Origin of the sequence: Dickeya sp. Secpp 1600, assembly GCF_003049805.1 — a bacterium.
Classification (GTDB): domain Bacteria; phylum Pseudomonadota; class Gammaproteobacteria; order Enterobacterales; family Enterobacteriaceae; genus Dickeya; species Dickeya fangzhongdai.
Window position 1 is genome coordinate 4,371,256 of record NZ_CP023484.1, and the last position, 22,210, is coordinate 4,393,465.

Here is a 22,210-nt window from a genome sequence, read left to right on the forward strand (position 1 = left end):
TTATTTACCTTCCGCCTGCTTTTTTTGCGGAGAAGCCAGAAACCCCTCCAACACAATCAGCAGTGCGCCGACCACAATCGCGCTATCCGCCAGATTAAACGTCGGGTAATGCCAGTTGCCGACATAAAAATCCAGAAAATCGATCACATAACCATGTACCAGTCGATCGGCCAGATTGCCGATCGCGCCGCCGATAATCAGCGAATACGCAATATTATTCAGCTTCTGGCTGGCGCTGGAACGATGCATCATCGCTAGCAGCGCCACAATAATCACCAACGCGATCACGGCAAACAGCCAGCGCTGCCAGCCGCCTTTGTCCGCCAGGAAGCTGAACGCCGCGCCATAGTTATGGGCGTAGGTAAAATTGAAGAATGGCACCAGCGATACCGATTCGCCCAGCTGAAAGTGGGTCATCACCCACTGTTTGCTGCCCAAATCGACCACCAGTACTAGTGCGGCCAGCCACAGCCAGCGCAGACCCGTTGCTCCAATAGATTTACTCATCAGACAAATTTACGCTCTTCGCCATTGCCGCCAACATTGGTCGCACAGCGACCACACACCTCTGGATGCGCGGCATCGCTGCCGATATCCGTTTCATAGTGCCAACAACGCGGGCATTTCTCCCCGTCGGCCTTACTAAGGACAACTTTCAGGCCGGGTAATTCACTCTGCTGGGCATCCGCCGGCGCATTTTCGTAATGTTCCAGACGCGCTTTGGAGGTTAACAAGGCAAAGTGCAGTTCGCCTTGCAGGCTGTTGAGCTGCGTAAACAGTGCGTCGTCGGCATATAACGTCACCGCGGCTTCCAATGAACCGCCGATGCGCTTGTCGTTACGCGCCTGCTCGATCACCTTGTTCACTTCGCCGCGCACGTTCAGCATGTCGGCCCAGAAGGCATCGTTCATCGGCTCGCTATCGGCCAGCCCGAACAAACCGTCATACCACTCTTCGGTGAAGACAAACTGCGCGCGCTCGCCCGGCAGATAAGCCCAGATCTCATCCGCAGTAAAGGAGAGGATCGGCGCCATCCAGCGTACCAGCGCTTCGGCAATATGGAACAGCGCGGTCTGGCAACTACGGCGCGCCACGCTGTCGTGCTTCGCGGTGTACTGGCGGTCCTTGATGATATCCAGATAGAATGACCCCATCTCGATGGAGCAGAACTGCATCAAACGCTGCACCACACGGTGGAAATCGTAGCTCTCATAGGCTTCGACAATTTCGTCCTGCGCGGCTTTGGCGCAGCCCACCGCCCAGCGATCCAGCACCACCATGTCTTCCGGTTTCACCGTATGCTGCGCCGGATCGAAGCCATTCAGGTTGGCCAGCAGGAAACGCGCGGTGTTACGGATACGGCGATAGGCGTCGGCGGAACGCTTGAGGATCTCGTCGGACACCGCGATCTCGCCGGAATAATCGGTAGAACCGATCCACAAACGCAGAATATCGGCGCCCAGCTTATCCATCACGTCCTGCGGGCTAACGGTGTTGCCGATGGATTTCGACATCTTGCGGCCCTGACCGTCCACGGTGAAGCCGTGGGTCAGTACCTGACGGTACGGCGCCTTGCCTTTGATAGCGGTAGAAATCATCAGCGAGGACATGAACCAGCCGCGATGCTGGTCGGAACCTTCCAGATACATATCCGCCGCATGGCCGCTGAATTCCGGACGCACATCCACCACCGAAGCGTGGGTCGATCCGGAATCGAACCAGACATCCAGCGTATCCGGCACTTTTTCATAATCGGCGGCGTCCGCGCCCAGCAGGTCAGCCGGGTTCAAATCCCACCATGCCTGAATGCCGTCCTGTTCGACGCGTTTTGCCACCGCTTCGATCAATTCGGTCGTGCGTGGATGCAGCGCCTGCGTCTCTTTGTGAACGAACAGCGACATCGGCACGCCCCAGGTACGCTGACGGGAGATACACCAGTCAGGACGGTTCGCCACCATGGATTCAATGCGCGCCTGACCCCAGTCCGGGATCCACTGCACGCCCTTGATTTCGGACAGCGACTGCTTACGCAGACCATTCTGATCCATGCTCACAAACCACTGCGGCGTGGCGCGGAACAGGATCGGCGACTTGTGGCGCCAGCAGCAAGGGTAGCTGTGCTGCAGTTTTTCATCATGCAGCAGCGCGCCGCGCTCACGCAGCAGCTCGACAATCTTGTCGTTGGCTTTGAACACGAACAGGCCATCCAGCCCCGGGAACGTGCCCGGCAGGTAGCAACCGTTCGGCCCGACCGGGTTGGCGATTTCCAACTGGTATTTCTGGCTGATGACATAGTCGTCAGGGCCGTGGCCGCCGGCGGTATGTACCGCACCGGTACCCGCGTCCAGCGTAACGTGATCGCCCAGGATGGCGGGCACGTCGAAACCCATGAACGGATGACGGAAGCGCAGCAGTTCCAGATCGCTGCCTTTGACGGTGTGACCCAGACGGGCGCTGACGTCGCTCCCGGCAATGCGTTTAGCGACCGCGTCGGCCAGCCCTTCGGCAACAATGATGGCTTTGCCGGCCACCTGAATCAGCACGTAGTCAATCTCGGCGTTCAGGGCAATGGCGCGGTTGGCCGGCAACGTCCAGGGGGTGGTGGTCCAGATGACCAGCGCGACATCGCCGTTTACCGCATCGTCGGTCAGGCCGAATTTCGCCAGCACCGCCGCGCGATCGACCGCGTTGAACGCCACATCAATCGCCGGAGAAGTTTTGTCGTAATACTCCACTTCCGCTTCCGCCAGCGCGGAACCGCAGTCGGCGCACCAGTGCACCGGCTTGGCGCCCTTGTGCAGATGGCCGTTTTCGATGATGCGGCCCAGCGCACGAATAATGTTGGCTTCGGTTTTGAAATCCATCGTCAGGTACGGACGATCCCAGTCGCCCAGCACGCCCAGACGGATAAAGTCTTTCTTCTGCCCGGCAACCTGCTCGGCGGCATACTTGCGGCACTCTTCGCGGAACTGCGCGGCGCTCACCTTCTCGCCCGGCTTGCCCACCAGTTGTTCTACTTTCAGTTCGATCGGCAGACCGTGACAGTCCCAGCCCGGCACGTACGGCGAATCATAGCCGGACAGCCCTTTGGACTTGATAATAATGTCTTTGAGAATCTTGTTAACCGAGTGACCAATGTGAATGTTGCCGTTCGCATACGGCGGGCCATCGTGAAGGATAAAGGTTTTTTTACCCTTCTTGGCGCCACGAATAATCCCGTACAAATCCTGCTCATACCAACGTTTCAGCATGTCAGGTTCGCGCTTGGCCAAATCGCCACGCATCGGGAACCCTGTTTCCGGCAAATTCAGGGTAGTTTTATAGTCACTCATTCGCTTCTCGATTTCGTTTTCGGCTAGAGAAAAATTAGACCGGCGCCTTCAACCCGAAGAACTCACGGGCGGCCACCACATCGTTGGCGATTTGCTGCTTCAGCGCATCCAGCGAAGCAAACCGCTGCTCACTACGTAATTTTTTACACATCACCACATCTATATGTCGGCCATACAGATCCAGCGTTACATCCAGCAGATGCACTTCCAACTGCTGACGTTTGTCTCCGGTCACGGTCGGGCGGGTGCCGATATTGGCCACGCCGGGTAACGGCGCGTCGCCCAATCCATACACCTGAACCGCATACACGCCGCTGACCGGCGATACCTGGCGCTTGAGAGGCAGGTTGGCCGTTGGAAAACCGATGGTGCGACCCAGCTCGTTGCCGTGCACCACCCGACCAGAAATACTGAACGGGTGTCCCAGCAATTCCTCCGCCAGGATCAGATCGTCCTGCGCCAGCGCTTCGCGCACCGCGGTGCTGCTCACCCGCTTGCCGCTGCTGCAGAAAGTGGTGGTGCTGATCACCTCGAAATTCTGTTCGGCGCCGGCTTTCTGTAATAACAGGAAATCCCCCTCCCGGCCAGCCCCGAAGCGGAAGTCATCCCCCACCACCAGAAACTTCACCCCCAGTTTTTCCACCAGCAGACTGGAGATAAAGGTATTGGCATGGTTAGCGGCAAAGCTGGCGTCAAACGTCACGCACAGCAGGTAATCCACGCCGGCCTGCGCCAGATATTTCACCTTGTCGCGCAGGCGGGTCAGCCGTGCCGGCGCTTTCTCAGCGGCAAACAGCTCCAGCGGCTGAGGTTCGAAAATCATCACCATCACCGGCAACCCGCGTGCCTGCCCTTCCTGCTTCAGGCGTTCAAGCAATGCCTGATGTCCGCGGTGGACACCGTCAAAGTTACCAATAGTTAGCACACAGCCGTAATGGCAGGCCTGAAGATTGTGTATACCGCGAATTAGCTGCATAACTGGCTCAAAACAGTGGAAATCGGCGGATTATACCTTGTACAGCGAGCAAGGTTAACCCGCGATTCATGCCTTTTGTGCCGGCCCGGCGGATTTCAGCATCCCGCTTCGATGAGAATTTTTCATATACCGAAAATCGGGCGCATCGCCGGGCGTGCGGCTTTTAACCCGTAATCAAACGCTTGACGCCACAAAGGCGGCAAACGGTGAATTTATGACGCGAAAGGCTGTATTCCCGACGCTTAAGCTGTTAAAATCCCGCGCCATCACAACGTAACAAGCGCTGGCGTACAAACGGCGCTTATTTGCACAAATCCATTGACAAAAGAAGGCTAAAAGGGCATATTCCTCGGCCTTTGAATTGTCCTCGATAGAATATATTTGGGAGTTGGACCTTGGCTAATATCAAATCAGCTAAGAAACGCGCCGTACAGTCTGAGAAGCGCCGCAAGCACAATGCAAGCCGTCGCTCCATGATGCGTACTTTCATCAAGAAAGTGTATGCGGCCATCGCCGGTGGCGATAAAGAAGCTGCACAGAAAGCATTTAATGACATGCAACCGATCGTGGATCGTCAGGCCAGCAAAGGTCTGATCCACAAAAACAAAGCTGCTCGTCATAAATCCAATCTGACTGCGCAGATCAACGCGATGCAATAATCACGTTTACGTGATGAATCGCTGAAAAAACCGGCTCAGGCCGGTTTTTTTGTGCCTGCTCGAAAGTGAAATTGTTTCATTCGCAAAACAGGGAAGAGAAATCCGCATTGCAGACGCGCTGCACCGCCGGATGCTGAATCATACGTTCCGCGAAAATGACGTAATACTCGTCCTGAATGTTGTCGAGGCGACCGATTTCCATAATGTCGTCTTGTGCGGCCATCTCGCGGACATGCAGCGACGGCGCGACGAAAACCGCGTCATGGTTCATACCGAAAGCGGTCATCAGCGCCGCGTCATCAAACTCGCCCATAATGTCCACCGGCAGATTCTGCTCGCTGAACCAGTTGAGTAACTTGCGGCCCAGCATGGTGCGGCGCGCCGGGATCAATAGCTTACGCTGCGACAGACAGTCGGGGAAAGGCAGACTCGGCTCCGGTCGGCGACAGTAAAAACTCACGCCGCACTCGCCGAGCTTGCGGGAAAACAGCCCCGCCTGCTGGCCGGAATCGACCGGGCAATCCGACAGAATCATGTCCAGCTTATGCTGACTCAACTGCTCGATCAGCATCTCATGGGTGGACTCGAAACAGCGCAGGTGAATCGGCGTCTGTTCATTCACCACCGTTTCCAGCACCCGGCTCACCAGCCGTTTGGACAAGGCATCCGCAACGCCGACATCAAACAGCAGGCTGGACTCCTTGCGGTAATTCACGATATCCAGCATTTCCTGGCTCAACGCAAACATCTTGTCCGCATAGCGGAACACCAGTTGCCCCAGTTCGGTCGGCTCCAGACCGCGCCCTTTACGTTTGAATAACTTGCCCTGCAAACGTTCTTCCAGCGACTTGATCTGCCCGGTAATGGTCTGCGGCGTCAGGAACAACCGTTCGGCGGCGCCCGCCACCGAACCGGTCTTGCACACCTGCCAGAAATAATAGAGATGATTGAAGTTGATGTGCGACATACGATCGTTCCCCTTCTCTCTCATGCACGCCTTAGCGTTGCGCGGCAGGCAATACCGAACGCAACGTCAGGTAGCCCAGCACCGCCGTCGTAAGCGACGTCAGCAAGATCGCCAGTTTGGCGTACAGGATGTCCTGCGCGGCCACCTCGCCAAACGCCAGCAACGTAATGAAGATAGACATGGTGAACCCGATGCCGCACAGCACCGATACCGCCATCACCTGACGGAAATCCACGCCGCCCGGCAACCTGCCCAGCCCAAAGCGGATCACCAGCCAGCTAAACAATGACACGCCAATCGGTTTACCCAGCAATAACCCGCTGGCGATGCCCAGCGTCAATGGCGACAGCAAGTGTTCAACGGCGACGCCCTGCAGCGTAATGCCGGCATTGGCAAAGGCAAACAGCGGGATCACCAGAAACGCGATCCAGCTTGCCAGCCCATGTTCCAGCGTACTGGCGGGCGAGGGGTGGCCCGCCGGAGCGCGCAGCGGAATAAAGAAACCGACAATCACGCCGGCCAGCGTGGCATGCACGCCGGATTTCAGAATGCAGACCCACAACACAATCCCGACCAGCAGATAAGCAGACGTTTTCATCACCTGCTGGTGATTCATGTACGCCAGTAAAGCGATCGCCGCCAGCGCGCCCGACAGCGCCAGCCAGTGCAATTGCTGGGTATAGAACAGCGCGATAATCACGATCGCCCCCAGATCGTCAATGATCGCCAGCGCCAGCAGGAACACCTTCAACCCTGCCGGCACTCGTTTACCCAGCAGGACCAGAATGCCGACCGCAAAAGCGATATCCGTCGCGGTAGGAATCGCCCAGCCTGAACGGGTTTCCGCTTCAGCGGCGTTAAACAACAGGAAAAACAGCGCGGGAACCAGCATCCCGCCAAAGGCCGCCACCACCGGCAGTATCGCCTGCCGCCGGCTCGCCAGCGCGCCGACCACCAGTTCGCGTTTCACTTCCAGACCGACCTGCAGGAAAAACAGCGCCATCAGGCCGTCATTGATCCACAACAGCAGCGGCTTGTTAATTTCCAGCGCGCCAATGCCCATCACCACCGGTATCTCCAGAAAGGACTGATACCACGGCAATGTGGCCGGTATGTTGGCGACCAGCAGCGCCAGCAGAGTCGCGGCAATCAAAATCATGCCGGCGGCCGCTTCCAGCCCGGTCAGATAGCGGAACAGCTTTATCACGTTTCTTCTCCCTTACAAAACATCGGCGGGCATCACTCATCACTGCCCGATAATGGATAGCAAGGTTAAGCCACACCACTCATCGTTAAAAGCAGTTTTAAACTGGATTAATACTCGAAAAAACCGAATCGGTGGATGGCGGCAATAAAAAAACCGGCCAGGATAAACCGGCCGGTTTTTATCACCGCGTCACGGTGGTAATCAGGATCAGCGCGTCAGGTCGTCAAAGAATTTCTTCACGCCGTCGAAGAAACTTTTGGAGCGCGGACTGTTGCTTTCGCCAGTCGGGCCGCCAAAGCTCTCCTGCAATTCCTGCAACAGCTGTTTTTGACGATCGCTCAAATTGACCGGGGTTTCCACCACCACCCGGCACAGCAGATCGCCCTGAATGCCGCCGCGTACCGATTTCACGCCCTTGCCGCGCATGCGGAACAGTTTGCCGGTTTGCGTTTCCGCCGGTACTTTCAGCATCACGCGCCCGTCCAGCGTCGGCACTTCAATTTCACCGCCCAACGCCGCCATAGCGAAGTTGATCGGCACTTCGCAGTAGAGGTTGTTGTCTTCGCGCTGGAAGATCGGGTGCTCGCGCACCTGCACTTGTACGTACAGATCGCCGGCCGGGGCGCCAAATTCCCCCGCCTCCCCTTCACCCGCCAGGCGGATGCGATCGCCAGTGTCCACGCCGGCCGGAATCTTGACCGACAGCGTTTTGCTTTTCTCAACACGCCCGTGACCATGACACTTCGTGCAAGGATCTTTGATGATCTTGCCGCGGCCATGACAGTGCGGACAGGTCTGCTGCACGGTGAAGAACCCCTGACGCATCTGCACCTGTCCGTTGCCGTGACAGGTTGGACAGGTCACCGCGTTGCTGCCCGGTCTGGCGCCGCTGCCATGACAAACGTCGCATTCCTGCAGCGTCGGGATACGGATCTCTTTGGTGACGCCGCGTACCGCTTCTTCCAGCGTCAGCTCCATGGTGTAGCGTAAATCAGAGCCGCGACTCGCACGCTGACGGCGACCGCCGCCAAAGATATCACCGAAAACATCGCCGAAAATATCGCCGAAATCAGCGCCGCCGAAACCACCTGCGCCGCCACCGCCGCCCATACCGCCCTGCTCAAACGCGGCATGTCCATACTGATCGTAGGCCGCGCGTTTCTGAGCATCGGTCAAAATCTCATAGGCTTCTTTGACTTCCTTGAATTTGGCCTCGGCGTCTTTGTCGCCCGGATTGCGATCCGGGTGATATTTCATCGCCAGCCGTTTGTAAGCCTTTTTGATTTCGCGCTCATCCGCGTCTTTCGCAACGCCCAGAATCTCGTAGTAGTCTTGCTTCGCCATTCTTTTTTCCTGCCCTCAACATGCGTGCACGGGCGCAGAGTTTCCCCGACGCCCGTGCTGGTTGCCAGCAACAGTATGAGCTACCGCTACTGCGCCCGCTTAAGGGCGATTATTTCTTGTCTTTGACTTCTTCGAACTCGGCGTCAACGACATCATCATCCTGACGGGCTGCATTGTCGGCGCCGGCAGCACCGGCCTGAGCCTGTTGCTGCTGAGCGGCTTCCAGCAGTTTGGTAGACGCTTCCGCCAGCTTCTGGATCTTCGCTTCGATGTCCGCCTTGTCTTCGCCTTTCAGCGCGGTTTCCAGCGCTTTCAGCGCCTCTTCGATAGCGGTCTTGTCGGCAGCGGCCAGTTTGTCGCCGGTTTCTTCCAGCTGTTTGCGGGTGCTGTGCAGCAGGTGGTCGCCCTGGTTGCGCGCCTGCACCAGCTCTTCAAACTTACGATCCGCTTCGGCGTTGGCTTCAGCTTCACGCACCATCTTCTGGATTTCGTCTTCGTTCAGGCCGGAAGACGCCTTGATGGTGATGTTCTGCTCGCGACCGCTGTTCTTGTCTTTAGCGGAAACATGCAGGATACCGTCGGCATCGATGTCGAAGGTGACTTCGATCTGCGGCATACCGCGCGGCGCCGGCTGAATACCGTCCAGGTTGAACTGTCCCAACGATTTGTTATCGTGGGCGCGCTTACGCTCACCCTGCAATACGTGGATCGTCACCGCGGACTGGTTGTCTTCCGCCGTCGAGAACACCTGACTGTGCTTGGTCGGGATAGTAGTGTTCTTGGTAATCAGCGGAGTCATCACGCCGCCCATGGTTTCGATACCCAGAGACAGCGGAGTAACGTCCAGCAGCAGCACGTCTTTCACGTCGCCAGCCAGCACGCCGCCCTGCACCGCGGCGCCAATCGCCACCGCTTCGTCCGGGTTCACGTCTTTACGCGGTTCTTTACCGAAGAAATCGGCGACTTTCTTCTGCACCAGCGGCATACGGGTCTGGCCGCCGACCAGAATCACGTCGTGGATTTCGGAAACCGACAGCCCGGCATCCTGCAACGCCACTTTCAGCGGCTCCAGGGAACGGGTTACCAGATCTTCGACCAGCGATTCCAGTTTGGCGCGAGTTACCTTGATGTTCAGGTGTTTCGGGCCGGTGGCGTCCGCCGTGATGTACGGCAGGTTAACATCGGTCTGCTGAGCGGAAGACAGTTCGATCTTCGCTTTTTCCGCCGCTTCTTTCAGACGCTGCATCGCCAGCGGGTCGTTGCGCAGGTCAAAGCCCTGCTCTTTTTTGAATTCGTCGACCAGGTAGTTGATCATACGGCTGTCGAAGTCTTCGCCGCCCAGGTGAGTATCACCGTTGGTCGCCAGTACTTCGAAGGTTTTCTCGCCGTCGACATCATCGATTTCAATGATGGAGATATCGAACGTACCGCCGCCCAGGTCGTATACAGCGATAGTGCGGTTGCCGACGCCTTTGTCCAGGCCGTAAGCCAGCGCAGCCGCCGTCGGTTCGTTGATGATACGTTTGACTTCCAGACCGGCGATACGGCCGGCGTCTTTGGTCGCCTGACGCTGGGCGTCGTTGAAGTATGCCGGTACGGTGATGACCGCTTCGGTGATGGTTTCACCCAGATAATCTTCCGCCGTCTTCTTCATTTTTTTCAGGACTTCAGCGGAAATCTGCGGCGGAGCCAGTTTCTGGTCTTTCACTTCCACCCAGGCGTCGCCGTTGTCGGCCGGCAGGATTTTGTACGGCATGATGTTGGTGTCGCGCTGTACTTCTTCATCCTGGAAACGACGACCAATCAGACGCTTGATGGCGAACAGCGTATTTTTCGGGTTAGTCACCGCCTGACGTTTAGCCGGTTGGCCAACCAGAGTTTCACCATCTTGCGTATAGGCAATAATGGAAGGCGTGGTGCGATCGCCTTCGCTGTTTTCCAGTACCTTAACCTGCGTACCGTCCATAATCGCTACACAAGAGTTGGTTGTACCCAAGTCGATACCAATAATCTTACCCATCTAAACATCTCCACTTAAAAGTCATATCCGGTGTGGTGGTTTAACCTACTATGCGGGCGAAATGTTGCTTTTCAACACCCCGAAATCGTCTTTGTCTTTTCGGTCAAACCGCTTTGATGACTCTAAGATGGGGACGACAATTCCTGCATCAAGGGGCACTAACCAAAAAAAACTGCATCTTCCCGGTTTTTGATCAAAGTATTCGCATCCTATCTGGTTGTATCGCCCATTCCCGCCCGCTATGATGCCGCGCTCGCCGCAGAAAAGGGATTGACCCGGCCTGACAGCGGGTACCGGCGACGCTCCGTTTACCTCATGGGAACGCCCGCCGGGCAAACCTTGAGACACAACAACACATTGACCATTTTGTTATTGCAGAGGATGTATGCACGCGAAAACGTTGGCGAATCCGGGCCCACTGGGACTGATGGGCTTCGGGATGACCACCATTCTGTTAAACCTGCACAACGCAGGCTTTTTCCCACTGACTTCCATTATTCTGAGCATGGGAATCTTCTACGGCGGCATCGCCCAGATCCTGGCCGGTCTGCTGGAGTATAAGAAAGGCAATACCTTTGGCGTGACTGCCTTTACCTCCTACGGCGCGTTCTGGCTGACGCTGGTCGCCATCATCATGCTGCCGAAAATGGGCCTGGCGGAAGCGGCCGACGCGCAGTTCCTCGGCGTGTTCCTGGCGCTGTGGGGCATCTTCACCCTGTTCATGTTCTTCGGCACCCTGGGCGCCAACCGCGCACTGCAGTTCGTGTTCGCCAGCCTGACCGTGCTGTTCGCCCTGCTGGCGATCGGCAACATCACCGGCAACCACGCGCTGCTGACCTTCGCCGGTTATGAAGGCATTATCTGCGGCGCCAGCGCTATCTACCTGGCGATGGCCGAAGTGCTCAACGAACAGTACGGCCGTACCGTACTGCCGATTGGCGCTCGCGGCGCGCACTGACGGAAAACCGTGTAGAGCGGCACCAACGCAAATCAACGCAAAAAGAGAGGTGCATCAGGCGCCTCTCTTTTTTTGTCCGGATGCCCGCGCGAGTCTACACTCCGGCCGGAGAACCGACCTGCTCAGCCTGTGCTTCCACCTCGCGGTGAGTCTGGCTTTGCAGATAAACGCCCAGCACCAGCCCCAACGCGCACAACGCCAGCACATAGAAGGCCGGCGCCAGCGGCGTCCACTTCATCATCAGCGTAACGAAAATGGGCGTCATGCCGCCAAAAATGGCGTATGCCACGTTATACGAGAAGGAAATGCCGGAGAAACGCACCGCCGCCGGGAACGCCCGCACCATCACGTAAGGCACCGCGCCCACCACCCCGACGCTCAATCCCGCCAGCGCATAGCTGATAAACAGCAGGCTATGGCTCTGTGCGGCATGGGAGTAAAACAGCCAGCTGCACGTCGCAAACAACAGACTGCCGATGATGAAGGTGCGCCCCACGCCAATCCGGTCCGCCGCCAGCCCGGCGACGATACAGCCGACCATTAACGCAACGGTGGCCAGACTGTTGGCCTGTAACGTCAACGCCGCCGGGATACCATGCAATTTTTGCAAATACACCGGCGCCATCAGAATCACTACCACAATTCCAGCGGACAACATCCAGGTCAGCAACATGCTGACCAGTATCGCTTTCTTATGACGTAACACGATTGTCTTGAGCGGCAGTTCGTCCGCCAGCGCTTTGTGCGCCTGCATCTCGCGGAAAATCGGCGTTTCCTGCAGCCAGCGGCGCAAATACAACGCGATAAGTCCGAAGATACCGCCGATAAAGAATGGGATACGCCAGCCGCCGGCGACGATCTGCGCGGGCGGCAGCAAGGTATTAAGCAGCGTGGCGATCATCGAACCGAACAAAATCCCCAGCGTCAGCCCGGCGGTCAGCGTGCCACAGGCGATGCCGATACGAGAGCGGGGAACGTGTTCCGCGACAAACACCCAGGCACCCGGCACTTCACCGCCGATCGCCGCGCCCTGCAGCACCCGCATCAACAGCAGCAGCAAAGGCGCCGCGATGCCGATGGAAGCATAGGTCGGCAGCATCCCCATTCCCAGCGTGGGCAGGGCCATCAGTAAAATGCTCAGGCTGAACATTTTTTTGCGACCGACCCGATCGCCAAAATGCGCCATCACGATACCGCCCAGCGGGCGAGCCAGATAGCCGGCGGCAAAGATGCCAAAGGTTTGAACCTGCCGCAGCCATTCAGGAATATCCGACGGAAAAAACAGATCGCCGATAACAGCGGCAAAAAAAACGAAGATGATGAAGTCGTAAAACTCCAGCGCGCCGCCCAGCGCCGCCAATGAAAGGGTTTGATAATCGTGTCGATTCAATCGACGGTGTTGTTCGCCAGCCATAAATCACCGCACAATGCCAGTACAATAAGAAAATAATTTCAAATCGCTGTGTAAATGAAACCTTACTATAGCGGCAGATTTTTGGCACACCAGCACCGAGCGATGGTTATCAACAAATTGCGTTAACTTCAGCTTTTTATATCGCGTATCGCACTCTTGGGGCGAAAAGCTGCTACTACGTCCGGATTGGTTTCGATATAAGGTCCTTCCAGCAGTTGGATGCAGTAGGGAACACTGGCGAAAATCCCCGGTACGATGACCTGGCCGGACGCATCTTTCAGGCCGGTCAGGGTCTCGCGGATGGATTTCGGCTGCCCCGGCAGGTTGAGGATCAGCGCCTGTTTACGGATCACGCCAACCTGACGCGACAGAATGGCGGTGGGAACAAACCGCAGGCTGATCTGCCGCATCTGCTCGCCGAATCCCGGCATTTCCCGATCGGCCACCGCCAGCGTGGCGTCCGGCGTCACATCCCGACGCGCCGGGCCGGTGCCGCCGGTGGTCAGCACCAGATGGCAACCGCACTCATCCACCAGTTCACACAGCGTCTGCTCAATCAGCGGCTGTTCATCCGGCACCAAGCGAGTTTGCACGTCGAAGGGGGTGGTCAGTGCTTCCGCCAGCCATGCCTGCAGAGCCGGAATGCCTTCATCCTGATAGACACCGCTGGATGCGCGATCAGAAATGGATACCAAACCAACACATAGACTGTTCATAAGCACCTCTTGTTTATCAAAAAATTTATTCTATCAGTCTGATTAATAATCCGAAGCGTTAAATCCGTTCAAAAATCCGCTCGCTAATGCGACAATGTTCGAAATCTGCGCGGTTCCACAAGAAAATACGTTATGACCGTGCACAATATCTAACGATTCAACGAGTTAATTCTCGCTCATCGATTAATGTTTCTGACAATAACAATAATTAAGAGTCTACCTCAGCCAGCGTGATTGTCGCAGCCAGATTGAACAAGGAAAGTGAACGGAAACCACAACGTTAATCACGACTGTGCGAATTCCGGGCACCATTCGGTTCAACCCGGTAAGCGAAATCTCCGAGCGGAGCAGACTCGGTAAGTAAGACCGATTGCCGGGCAACGGCGCATCATCGGGAAATGCAGGAAAAGTGAATGAATTTTATTAAAAATCACATTGTCAGATTGCTTGCCAATCCGGTTTCCGCTTTTGTTTTGTTTGGCCTGTTCTCGGTTGCTCTAACCAGCCTGTTGTTGCTGAACTCCCGCCAGAAAGACTGGCAGGAGGAAAAACGCAATTTCGACAGCATCATCCGTCTGTACGAGTCCTATAACACCAGCGGCGAAATCGCTGAAAGCGACCATTTCTACAAGGTCGGTAACTCGATGTTTTCCCGGGTGCGCATTATGGCGTTCAACACCCGCGACGTCGGCCACGAATGCATCAACCGCCTGTCAGAACTGAATCTTTCCCTCAACGACATGGCGATCATTCGGGTATGCCAGAATCTGCTGCCGTCCGCCGGTAACCCGCCGGAAAAGGAGCAGCTCACCACCGTCATGCCGATTCTCTCGCCCACCGACAAACTGATCGGCTTACGCATACGCGTCACCACGCTGGGCTCCTCGCCCGGCTTTGGCAACATTGCCACCACCTCGGCGGAAGTCATCACGCTGGCCTGCATCAGCCTGATGGTTGCCGTCATGGGCAGCCTGCTGTCGCTGGTCGCAAAAAAATATCTGATTGAGCTGCCGACCACCGCCCGTTACGACGATCTGACCGGCTTTCTGCGCCGGGATGCGTTTTACCAGTCAGCCAACCGCGCGTTGAAAGCGGCGCGTCATGAAAACAAGCCGCTGTGCGCCATGCTGATTGATATCGATCACTTCAAGCAGGTCAACGACACGCTGGGACACGCGGCGGGCGACGAAGCGCTGAAAGCGGTGGCGGACGTTATTCGACATTCGTTTCGCCGTCATGACATCCTCTGCCGTCTGGGCGGCGACGAGTTTGCCGTCATATTGCCCAACATCTCGCAGGAAAATGCGGTGCGCGTAGCGGAGCGCGTCAGAGAGGGAATCCATGAGCTCGGCCATGCCTCAACATCCATGTCGCCGGGAATTACCGTCAGCATCGGGCTGGTGACCGTCGAGTCGCCGGATGAAGGGCTGGATGAAATCATCCGCCGCGCCGACGTTAACCTGTATCTGGCGAAAAGAACCCGCAACTGCACGATCACCACCCCGCTCGCCCGGCCTCTGCAAGGCGACGCAGAAACAAAAACGGCCAGCGCCAGCTGACCGTTTTCCACACGAAAAAGACGTCGCGTCTTACAACAGCGCGGCGATCATTTTTTCCAGTTTTTCCTGGTCTACCGCAAACTTACGGATACCGTCGGCCAGTTTGTCCACCGCCATCGGATCCTGATTGTGCTGCCAGTAGAATTCGGACTCGGTCAGTCTGGCCGGACGCGCTTTCACCTCACCGCTGTAAGACAGTTTGTGTGCCACGTCGCCCTGGCTTTCCGCCAGTTCTTTGAGCAGCGCCGGCGCAATGGTCAGGCGATCGCAACCAGCCAGTTCCAGAATCTCGCCGACATTGCGGAAGCTGGCGCCCATCACTACCGTTTCATAACCGTGCTGTTTGTAATATTTATAGATGTCGGTAACGGAGATGACGCCCGGATCTTCGTGCGGCGCAAACTCTTTCTTGTCGCTGTTGGCTTTGTACCAGTCCAGAATACGGCCCACAAACGGGGAAATCAGGAACACGCCCGCTTCGGCGCAGGCACGCGCCTGAGCAAACGAGAACAGCAGGGTCAGGTTACAGTTGATGCCTTCTTTTTCCAGCTGCTCGGCGGCGCAGATCCCCTGCCAGGTGGACGCCAGTTTGATCAGGATACGGTCGTTGCTGATGCCGGCATCGTTGTACAGCTTGATCAGGCGTTTCGCTTTGGCGACGCTGGCTGCGGTGTCATAGGAAAGACGGGCGTCCACTTCGGTGGAGATGCGCCCCGGAATCAACTTGAGAATTTCCAGACCGATATTAACCGCCAGTTTGTCCGTCGCATCGACAACCTGCTGCTCGCGTTTGTCGCTCTGCGCGCGGGCCCAGGCCACAGCGTCATCAATCAGCGCACGGTATTCCGGGATTTGCGCGGCATTCAGAATCAGGGAAGGGTTGGTGGTGGCGTCCTGCGGCTGGTAAAGCTTCATTGCCGCGATATCGCCGGTATCCGCCACCACAGTGGTGAATTGGCGTAGGGAAGTCAGTTTATCCGTCATGTTGGCCTTTCTCATTGTTTGTGCATGAACTGGTGGCAGGAACTGTCGCCAGAGCCTGATAATAACACGCGCCCAAGCCCGCGCAAGCGGACCAGAAAAAAACCGCACGCAGGAAACAACACCTTTTTTCAATTAAAAATCAATAGAATAAACATCATTCATTTTTCTTTTACCCCTGTTTTTGATGAAAAATCACACGAGAGCCTAAACCACGCTGATTTATCACGCCTGTCACAGCCATCGCCCCTTTTTTACCGGCTTTTGCTACAGTAAGGCCATTCAAGACACCAACGGGATACGTTTATGCTGATCACCCTTTCACCTGCCAAAACGCTGGATTACACCAGCCCGCTGCCCACGCAACGCTACACGCAACCCGCTCTGCTGGAGTATTCCCAGCAGTTGATGCGGCATTGCAAACAGCTGACCCCGGCGAATATCGCCTCGCTGATGGGTATCAGCGATAAGCTGGCGGACCTGAATGCAGCCCGTTTTCAGGAATGGCACCCGGAATTTTCGCTGGATAACGCGCGTCAGGCGTTGCTGGCGTTCAAAGGCGATGTCTACACCGGGCTGGCGGCGGAGGATTTCAACGAGGCGGATTTCGATTTCGCCCAGCAGCATCTGCGTATTCTGTCCGGCCTGTACGGCGTGCTGCGGCCGCTGGACCTGATGCAGCCTTACCGGCTGGAAATGGGTATCCGGCTGAAAAACGACGCGGGCAACGACCTGTATCAGTTCTGGGGCGATACCATCACCGACACGCTCAATCAGGCGCTGAAAGCGCAGAACGACAATATTCTGATCAATCTGGCGTCCGACGAATACTTCAAATCCGTCAAACCGGCCAGACTCAAGGCGCGGCTGATAAAACCGGTCTTTCTCGATGAGAAGAATGGCAAGTTTAAGGTGATCAGCTTCTACGCCAAGAAAGCGCGCGGCCTGATGAGCCGCTTCATCATTCAGAACCGCCTGACCACGCCGGAGCAACTGAAAAACTTTGACAGCGAAGGCTATTACTTTGACGCCGCCAATTCCTCGGCAGACGAACTGATCTTCAAGCGCCGCGAACGCGACGCCTGACAAAACGGGTTATCCGCTCCATAAACGAACACGGCCGGAAAGCGGTTTCCCCCTTTCCGGCCGTAATACGTGCAGAAGTAATACGTTGCAGGAGTAATACGTTGCAGAATTAGCGCGGCAGTTCCATCAGGAATTGACGCAGCTGCGCGAAGTCCGGCGCGAAGTGGTGCGACAGCAGCGCCAAATCGGCGCGTTCGGCCAGCGCCGCCGGCAGCGGCAATGTCTTAGCGAGAATCGCCTCGACGCTCTCCTTGAACTTCGCCGGATGGGCGGTGCCCAGGAACAGGCCGTATTCGCCCGGCTGCAACTGATCGCGCAGCAGACGGTAAGCGATCGCCGCGTGCGGCTCGGACGTGTAGCCCAGCGCCGCCAGTTCCAGCATGGTGGCTTTGGTGGTCTCATCGCTCACCGCGCCGAACGCCAGCTCTTTCAGTTGCCAGTTCTTGCGGCGGAACAGCTCTTCCACACGCGGCCAGTTGTTCGGCTGGCTCACGTCCATCGCATTGGACAACGTCGCCACGGTCGGATTCGGCTGCCAGGCGCCGCTTTGCAGAAAACGCGGCACCGTGTCGTTGGCGTTGGTGGCGGCGATAAAGCGTTTCACCGGCAGGCCCAGCGATTTCGCCAGCAGGCCGGCGGTCAGGTCGCCGAAGTTGCCGCTCGGTACCGATATCACCAGTTGATTGCGAGCTTCCTGCGGCAACTGCGCCACCGCTTCGAAATAGTAGCTGATCTGCGCCAGCAGACGGCTGATGTTGATGGAGTTGGCGGAATTCAGCCCTATCGCACGTTTCAGCTCTTCATCATCAAACGCCTGCTTCACCAGCGCCTGACAGGCATCGAAATCGCTGTCGACGGCGATAGTGTGAATGTTGCCGCCCAGCGTACAGAACAGTTTTTCCTGCAACGGACTGATCTTGCCGTTCGGATACAGGATCACCACCCGCACGTTCTTCAGGCCGTAGAACGCATGCGCAACCGCCGCGCCGGTATCGCCCGAGGTGGCGGTCAGGATCGTGATCTGCTGATCGCCCGCGACTTCCGCCAGCATCTGCGCCATCAGGCGGCCGCCGAAGTCCTTGAATGCCAGCGTCGGGCCGTGAAACAGCTCCAGCGCGGCGATGTCTTCGCTCACCGGCACTACCGGCGCCGGGAAGCGGAAAGCCGCTTTAACGCGCTGGTAGACGGTTTCATCGGACATCTCATCGCCAATGAACGCCGACAGAATGCGGCTGCTGCGGGTGACAAAATCCTGTTCCAGCAGTTCATCAATCGCCGTGCGGTCGAATTCCGGCAGCTCCAGCGGGAAAAACAGGCCCTGATTGCTCCCCAGCCCTTTGCGGATCGCTTCGGCGAAATTCACCTGTTCATTGTGATCTTTCAGATTGTACAGTTTCATGCGTTATCCCAATTGTCGCGCGCCTGCGGTATCCAGACGGCAAATATGAACAAAACCTTCGTCGTTCTGCAGATAGTTTTCCCGCAGCCAGCTTGCCAGACGCTCTGCCGAGCCCATGTTGTTGCACACGGAGAACAGCGTCGGCCCGGAACCGGAAATACCGCAGGCCAGCGCGCCCAACTCGTTGGCCGCCTGACGCGCTTCGGCAAAGCCGGGCAACAGACGCGTGCGGTAAGGCTCGGCGATGACATCTTTCATCAGGGTCGCCGCCAGCGCCGCCTGGCCGGTATGGCAGGCGTGGATAAAGCCCGCCAGATAGCGGCCGTGGCTGATGCAATCTTGACGACGATACTGCGCCGGCAGGATCGCCCGCGCTTCAGCCGTGGACACCTTGATGCCCGGATAGGCCATCACCCACAACCAGTCGTCAAATCCCGGCACCGGCTGACTGACGATGCCCATCTCTTCCACCATCAGTTGAATACCGCCCAGGAAGCACGGCGCCACGTTGTCGTAATGCACGCTGCCGGAAATGCGCCCTTCCAGTTCGCCCATCAGCGTCAGCAGGCGGGTGTCGTCCAGCGGTTTGCCGCAGAATTCGTTCATCGCCATCAGGCCGGCTACCACCGAACAGGCGCTGGACCCCAGCCCGGAACCGATCGGCATGTTTTTTTCCAGCGTCATGGCCACCGGCACGGTCTTGCCGATTTCCTGACAGAAACGTTCCCAGCACTGATAAACGATGTTTTCTTTCGGGTTGTCCGGCAGCTTGCTGACAAAACGCCCTTCGTTGTGCAGGCTGAACAGTTCGGCTTCCCGCACGGTTACGCAATCGCCCAGCAGGGTGCCGTCCACCGGCGATACCGCCGCGCCCAGCACGTCAAACCCCACGCTCACATTCCCGATGGATGCCGGGGCATAAATCTTCACCATTCTCACACTCCCACCTTCCACGACAGCGTACGCAACAGGTCTGCAAACACCCCGGCCGCCGTCACATCATTGCCCGCCCCGTAACCCCGCAACACCAGCGGCAGCGGCTGGTAATAACGGCTGTAAAACGCCAGCGCGTTCTCGCCGTCCTTCACCTTGAACAGCGGATCGTTGCCGCCCACCGCGCTGATCGTCACCTGGCACTTGCCGTCGTCGATCTTACCGACGTAGCGTAACACTTTACCTTCCGCCCGCGCCGCTTCAACCCGACGGGCGAATTCGGCGTCCAGCTCCGGCAGGCGCGCCAGGAAGCTGGCGACATCGCCCTGCGCGTATTCCGGCGGCAGCACGGAATCGACCCGAATGTCTTCAAGCTCCAGTTCATAACCCGCTTCACGCGCCAGAATCAACAACTTGCGCGCCACGTCCATACCGGACAGATCGTCGCGCGGATCCGGCTCGGTAAAGCCTTTTTCTTTCGCCAGCAGCGTGGCGGCGGACAGCGACATGCCTTCATCCAGCTTGCCGAAGATAAAGGACAGCGAACCGGACAGAATACCGTTGAAGCGAATCAGCTCATCGCCGGCGTTCAGCAGGTTCTGCAGGTTCTCGATCACCGGCAGACCGGCGCCGACGTTGGTGTCGTACAGGAACTTGCGACGGGATTTGGCCGCCGCCTGACGCAACTGGTGGTAATAACGCAGCGTGCCCGTGTTGGCTTTCTTGTTAGGCGTGACGACATGGAAGCCGTTCGCCAGGAAATCGGCGTATTGATCGGCAACCGCCTGACTGGAGGTACAGTCGATGATGACCGGGTTCAGCAAGTGATACTCTTTCACCAGACGGCTGAGCGCAGCCGGGCTAAACGGTTCACGCGCCCGCGCCAGCTCGTCGCGCCAGCGATCCATTGGAATACCGTGCACGTTGGTCAGCATCGCTTTGGAATTGGCGATGCCGCATACCCGCACGTCGATGTGTTTTTGTTTCAGCCACGGCTGCTGGCGCTGAATCTGCTCCAGCAATGCGCCGCCGACGCCGCCGACGCCAATCACGAACACGTCCAGCGCCTGATTGGTGTTGAACAGCATCTGATGCGCCACCCGCACGCCGGTGGTCGCTACGTCATTGTTCACCACCACCGAAATCGAGCGCTCGGACGAGCCCTGGGCAATCGCTACGATATTGATGTTGGCGCTGGCCAGCGCGGTGAACAGACGGGCCGACAGGCCGCGCAGCGTACGCATACCGTCGCCCACCACGGAAATGATCGCCAGCCGTTGCACCACGTCCAGCGGCTCCAGTACGCCTTCTTTCAGTTCCAGATAGAATTCGTCTTCCAGCGTTTTGCGCGCGCGCGGCAACTCACTCTGAGACACGCAGAAACTGATGCTGTACTCGGAAGAGGACTGGGTGATAAGCACCACCGAGATACCGGCGCGGGACATGGCGGCGAACACGCGCGCCGCCATCCCGACCATCCCTTTCATACCAGGGCCGGAAACGTTGATCATCGCCATATTGTTCAGGTTGGTGATGCCTTTGACCGGATACTGGTTATCGTTGCTTTCCAGACCGATCAGCGTGCCGGGCGCCTGGGGATTTTCGGTATTCTTGATAAGGCAGGGAATCTGGAACTGGGCGATGGGGGCGATAGTGCGGGGGTGGAGAACTTTGGCGCCGAAGTAGGACAATTCCATCGCTTCCTGATAGGACATCGACTTCAGCAACCGCGCATCCGGCACCTGACGCGGGTCACAGGTGTACACGCCGTCGACGTCAGTCCAGATCTCACAACAGTCGGCCCGCAGACACGCGGCCAGCACCGCCGCCGAATAGTCAGAGCCGTTGCGGCCAAGCACCACCAGTTCGCCTTTATCATTGCCGGCGGTAAAGCCCGCCATCAGGATCACATGGTCAGCGGGGATCGCCTGCTCATCAATGCGGCGGGTGGATTCAGCGATATCTACCGTGGATTCCAGATAATGGCCCTGCGCCAGCAGGCTGCGCACCGGGTCGATGATCGATACCTGATAGCCGCGCGCCTGAAATACGGCTTCCATGATGGCGATGGACAGCTTTTCACCACGACAAATGATAGCGGCGTTAACGCTGTCCGGGCACTGCCCCAGCAAAGCGATGCCATGCAGCACCTGTTTGAGCTGGGAAAACTCTTCGTCCACCCGCGCTTTCAGCCGGTCATAGGCAAAACCAGGCTGGGATTGCGCCAGTCCCTGCAGCAAATCGGCAAAAATGACTTCCGCTTCGGTGATATTTGGCTGGATATCCTGTTTAGCCACGGTTTTTTCAATCATGGCCACCAAGTGATTGGTGATCTTCGCCGGTGCCGACAGCACCGTAGCGACCTGTCCCTGACGTGCATTGCTTTCGATGATATCGGCAACACGCGCAAATCGTTCTGCGTTGGCTACCGAGGTCCCGCCAAATTTCAACACTCGCATTTTTGTCTGTTCTCCTGAATTTTCAGTTGCCAAAAACGCCGGGAGCGTTTTTGAAAGCCATTTGCAACGGCCTTATAAGGTTGGCGGGCAGCAATAAGCCCGCGATAACGGTAAAAAAAAAGCCCGCACTGTGAAGTGCGGGCTTTTTCTGGATTCATCTGTACGCGTCAGCCCGCACCGTTACTCGTCGTACCGGTGGT

The 22,210-nt window shown here is 57.2% G+C and carries 17 protein-coding genes and 1 other annotated feature (1 of these 18 cut by a window edge); of the genes, 4 read left to right on the forward strand and 13 right to left on the reverse strand.

Annotation, left to right across the window (positions count from 1 at the left end; genetic code table 11):
* Genes lspA through ribF form a run of 3 tightly spaced genes read right to left on the reverse strand, consistent with a single transcriptional unit; the run spans window position 1 to window position 4,308 of the window.
* Window positions 1-507 (reverse strand): signal peptidase II, encoded by a 507-nt coding sequence (gene lspA, locus CPA59_RS19460; RefSeq protein ID WP_038920268.1) that lies wholly within the window; start codon window positions 505-507, stop codon window positions 1-3.
* On the reverse strand, window positions 507-3,332 hold the full coding sequence (gene ileS, locus CPA59_RS19465) for an isoleucine--tRNA ligase (protein ID WP_049854699.1): 2,826 nt from the start codon (window positions 3,330-3,332) through the stop codon (window positions 507-509). The genes lspA and ileS overlap by 1 nt, the downstream gene beginning before the upstream one ends.
* Before the next feature lie 34 nt (window positions 3,333-3,366).
* Window positions 3,367-4,308 carry a bifunctional riboflavin kinase/FAD synthetase gene (gene ribF / locus CPA59_RS19470; RefSeq protein ID WP_038920270.1) on the reverse strand — a complete coding sequence of 314 codons (942 nt, stop codon included), beginning with the start codon at window positions 4,306-4,308 and terminating at the stop codon, window positions 3,367-3,369.
* A 395-nt stretch (window positions 4,309-4,703) separates the two neighbouring features.
* Between ribF and rpsT the strand changes: the two genes are divergently transcribed.
* Window positions 4,704-4,967 carry a 30S ribosomal protein S20 gene (gene rpsT / locus CPA59_RS19480; protein WP_038665549.1) on the forward strand — a complete coding sequence of 88 codons (264 nt, stop codon included), beginning with the start codon at window positions 4,704-4,706 and terminating at the stop codon, window positions 4,965-4,967.
* A gap of 76 nt (window positions 4,968-5,043) precedes the next feature.
* On the opposite strand, the gene nhaR is transcribed toward rpsT, so the two are convergent.
* The 4 genes from nhaR to dnaK all read right to left on the reverse strand — a co-directional run bounded on the left by nhaR (window position 5,044) and on the right by dnaK (window position 10,505).
* Window positions 5,044-5,934 (reverse strand): transcriptional activator NhaR, encoded by an 891-nt coding sequence (nhaR, locus tag CPA59_RS19485; RefSeq protein ID WP_107760487.1) that lies wholly within the window; start codon window positions 5,932-5,934, stop codon window positions 5,044-5,046.
* 31 nt (window positions 5,935-5,965) lie between these two features.
* Window positions 5,966-7,141, reverse strand: a complete 1,176-nt coding sequence (nhaA, locus tag CPA59_RS19490) for a Na+/H+ antiporter NhaA (protein ID WP_107760489.1) — start codon at window positions 7,139-7,141, stop codon at window positions 5,966-5,968.
* A 207-nt stretch (window positions 7,142-7,348) separates the two neighbouring features.
* On the reverse strand, window positions 7,349-8,485 hold the full coding sequence (dnaJ, locus tag CPA59_RS19495) for a molecular chaperone DnaJ (RefSeq protein ID WP_038920273.1): 1,137 nt from the start codon (window positions 8,483-8,485) through the stop codon (window positions 7,349-7,351).
* A gap of 109 nt (window positions 8,486-8,594) precedes the next feature.
* A complete protein-coding gene (gene dnaK / locus CPA59_RS19500; protein WP_038920274.1) occupies window positions 8,595-10,505 on the reverse strand; it encodes a molecular chaperone DnaK in 1,911 nt (636 codons plus the stop codon).
* 385 nt (window positions 10,506-10,890) lie between these two features.
* On the opposite strand from dnaK, the gene satP reads away from it, so the two are divergent.
* The gene (satP, locus tag CPA59_RS19505; protein ID WP_022634932.1) at window positions 10,891-11,463 is read left to right on the forward strand and encodes an acetate uptake transporter; all 573 of its coding nucleotides are present in this window, start codon (window positions 10,891-10,893) and stop codon (window positions 11,461-11,463) included.
* Window positions 11,464-11,557: 94 nt separating this feature from the next.
* Here the strand turns inward: satP and CPA59_RS19510 are convergent, their stop codons facing one another.
* Both CPA59_RS19510 and mog read right to left on the reverse strand, forming a co-directional pair.
* Window positions 11,558-12,877, reverse strand: coding sequence for an MFS transporter (locus tag CPA59_RS19510; protein ID WP_049854701.1), 1,320 nt, complete (start codon window positions 12,875-12,877; stop codon window positions 11,558-11,560).
* Window positions 12,878-13,005: 128 nt separating this feature from the next.
* Entirely contained in the window at window positions 13,006-13,593 is a 588-nt protein-coding gene (mog, locus tag CPA59_RS19515) for a molybdopterin adenylyltransferase (protein ID WP_038665531.1), read from the reverse strand.
* 413 nt (window positions 13,594-14,006) lie between these two features.
* Here mog and CPA59_RS19520 point away from each other — a divergent pair, with 413 nt between their 5' ends.
* Window positions 14,007-15,152: a GGDEF domain-containing protein gene (locus CPA59_RS19520; protein ID WP_038920276.1), complete on the forward strand. Its 1,146-nt coding sequence runs from the start codon at window positions 14,007-14,009 to the stop codon at window positions 15,150-15,152.
* A 30-nt stretch (window positions 15,153-15,182) separates the two neighbouring features.
* On the opposite strand, the gene tal is transcribed toward CPA59_RS19520, so the two are convergent.
* Window positions 15,183-16,136, reverse strand: coding sequence for a transaldolase (gene tal, locus CPA59_RS19525; protein ID WP_038920277.1), 954 nt, complete (start codon window positions 16,134-16,136; stop codon window positions 15,183-15,185).
* Between the two features lie 303 nt (window positions 16,137-16,439).
* On the opposite strand from tal, the gene yaaA reads away from it, so the two are divergent.
* Window positions 16,440-17,219 (forward strand): peroxide stress protein YaaA, encoded by a 780-nt coding sequence (yaaA, locus tag CPA59_RS19530; RefSeq protein WP_107760491.1) that lies wholly within the window; start codon window positions 16,440-16,442, stop codon window positions 17,217-17,219.
* Window positions 17,220-17,328: 109 nt separating this feature from the next.
* On the opposite strand, the gene thrC is transcribed toward yaaA, so the two are convergent.
* The 3 genes from thrC to thrA are packed head-to-tail and all read right to left on the reverse strand — an operon-like array spanning window position 17,329 to window position 22,010.
* Window positions 17,329-18,618 (reverse strand): threonine synthase, encoded by a 1,290-nt coding sequence (gene thrC, locus CPA59_RS19535; RefSeq protein ID WP_038920279.1) that lies wholly within the window; start codon window positions 18,616-18,618, stop codon window positions 17,329-17,331.
* 3 nt (window positions 18,619-18,621) lie between these two features.
* Window positions 18,622-19,551, reverse strand: coding sequence for a homoserine kinase (gene thrB / locus CPA59_RS19540; protein WP_039693202.1), 930 nt, complete (start codon window positions 19,549-19,551; stop codon window positions 18,622-18,624).
* Between the two features lie 2 nt (window positions 19,552-19,553).
* Window positions 19,554-22,010 (reverse strand): bifunctional aspartate kinase/homoserine dehydrogenase I, encoded by a 2,457-nt coding sequence (gene thrA / locus CPA59_RS19545; protein WP_107760493.1) that lies wholly within the window; start codon window positions 22,008-22,010, stop codon window positions 19,554-19,556.
* Between the two features lie 112 nt (window positions 22,011-22,122).
* Window positions 22,123-22,210: a sequence feature (Thr leader region), on the reverse strand; it runs 32 nt beyond the window's last position.

Excerpts from the sequence above, each read along its gene's own strand:
- CPA59_RS19510 (WP_049854701.1), bottom strand. The coding sequence starts at position 12,877 with ATGGCTGGCGAACAACACCGTCGATTGAATCGACACGATTATCAAACC.
- lspA (WP_038920268.1), bottom strand. The coding sequence starts at position 507 with ATGAGTAAATCTATTGGAGCAACGGGTCTGCGCTGGCTGTGGCTGGCC.
- nhaR (WP_107760487.1), bottom strand. The coding sequence starts at position 5,934 with ATGTCGCACATCAACTTCAATCATCTCTATTATTTCTGGCAGGTGTGC.
- yaaA (WP_107760491.1), top strand. The coding sequence starts at position 16,440 with ATGCTGATCACCCTTTCACCTGCCAAAACGCTGGATTACACCAGCCCG.
- thrC (WP_038920279.1), bottom strand. The coding sequence starts at position 18,618 with ATGAAACTGTACAATCTGAAAGATCACAATGAACAGGTGAATTTCGCC.
- ileS (WP_049854699.1), bottom strand. The coding sequence starts at position 3,332 with ATGAGTGACTATAAAACTACCCTGAATTTGCCGGAAACAGGGTTCCCG.
- CPA59_RS19520 (WP_038920276.1), top strand. The coding sequence starts at position 14,007 with ATGAATTTTATTAAAAATCACATTGTCAGATTGCTTGCCAATCCGGTT.
- tal (WP_038920277.1), bottom strand. The coding sequence starts at position 16,136 with ATGACGGATAAACTGACTTCCCTACGCCAATTCACCACTGTGGTGGCG.
- dnaK (WP_038920274.1), bottom strand. The coding sequence starts at position 10,505 with ATGGGTAAGATTATTGGTATCGACTTGGGTACAACCAACTCTTGTGTA.
- ribF (WP_038920270.1), bottom strand. The coding sequence starts at position 4,308 with ATGCAGCTAATTCGCGGTATACACAATCTTCAGGCCTGCCATTACGGC.
- satP (WP_022634932.1), top strand. The coding sequence starts at position 10,891 with ATGCACGCGAAAACGTTGGCGAATCCGGGCCCACTGGGACTGATGGGC.
- dnaJ (WP_038920273.1), bottom strand. The coding sequence starts at position 8,485 with ATGGCGAAGCAAGACTACTACGAGATTCTGGGCGTTGCGAAAGACGCG.
- mog (WP_038665531.1), bottom strand. The coding sequence starts at position 13,593 with ATGAACAGTCTATGTGTTGGTTTGGTATCCATTTCTGATCGCGCATCC.
- thrA (WP_107760493.1), bottom strand. The coding sequence starts at position 22,010 with ATGCGAGTGTTGAAATTTGGCGGGACCTCGGTAGCCAACGCAGAACGA.
- thrB (WP_039693202.1), bottom strand. The coding sequence starts at position 19,551 with ATGGTGAAGATTTATGCCCCGGCATCCATCGGGAATGTGAGCGTGGGG.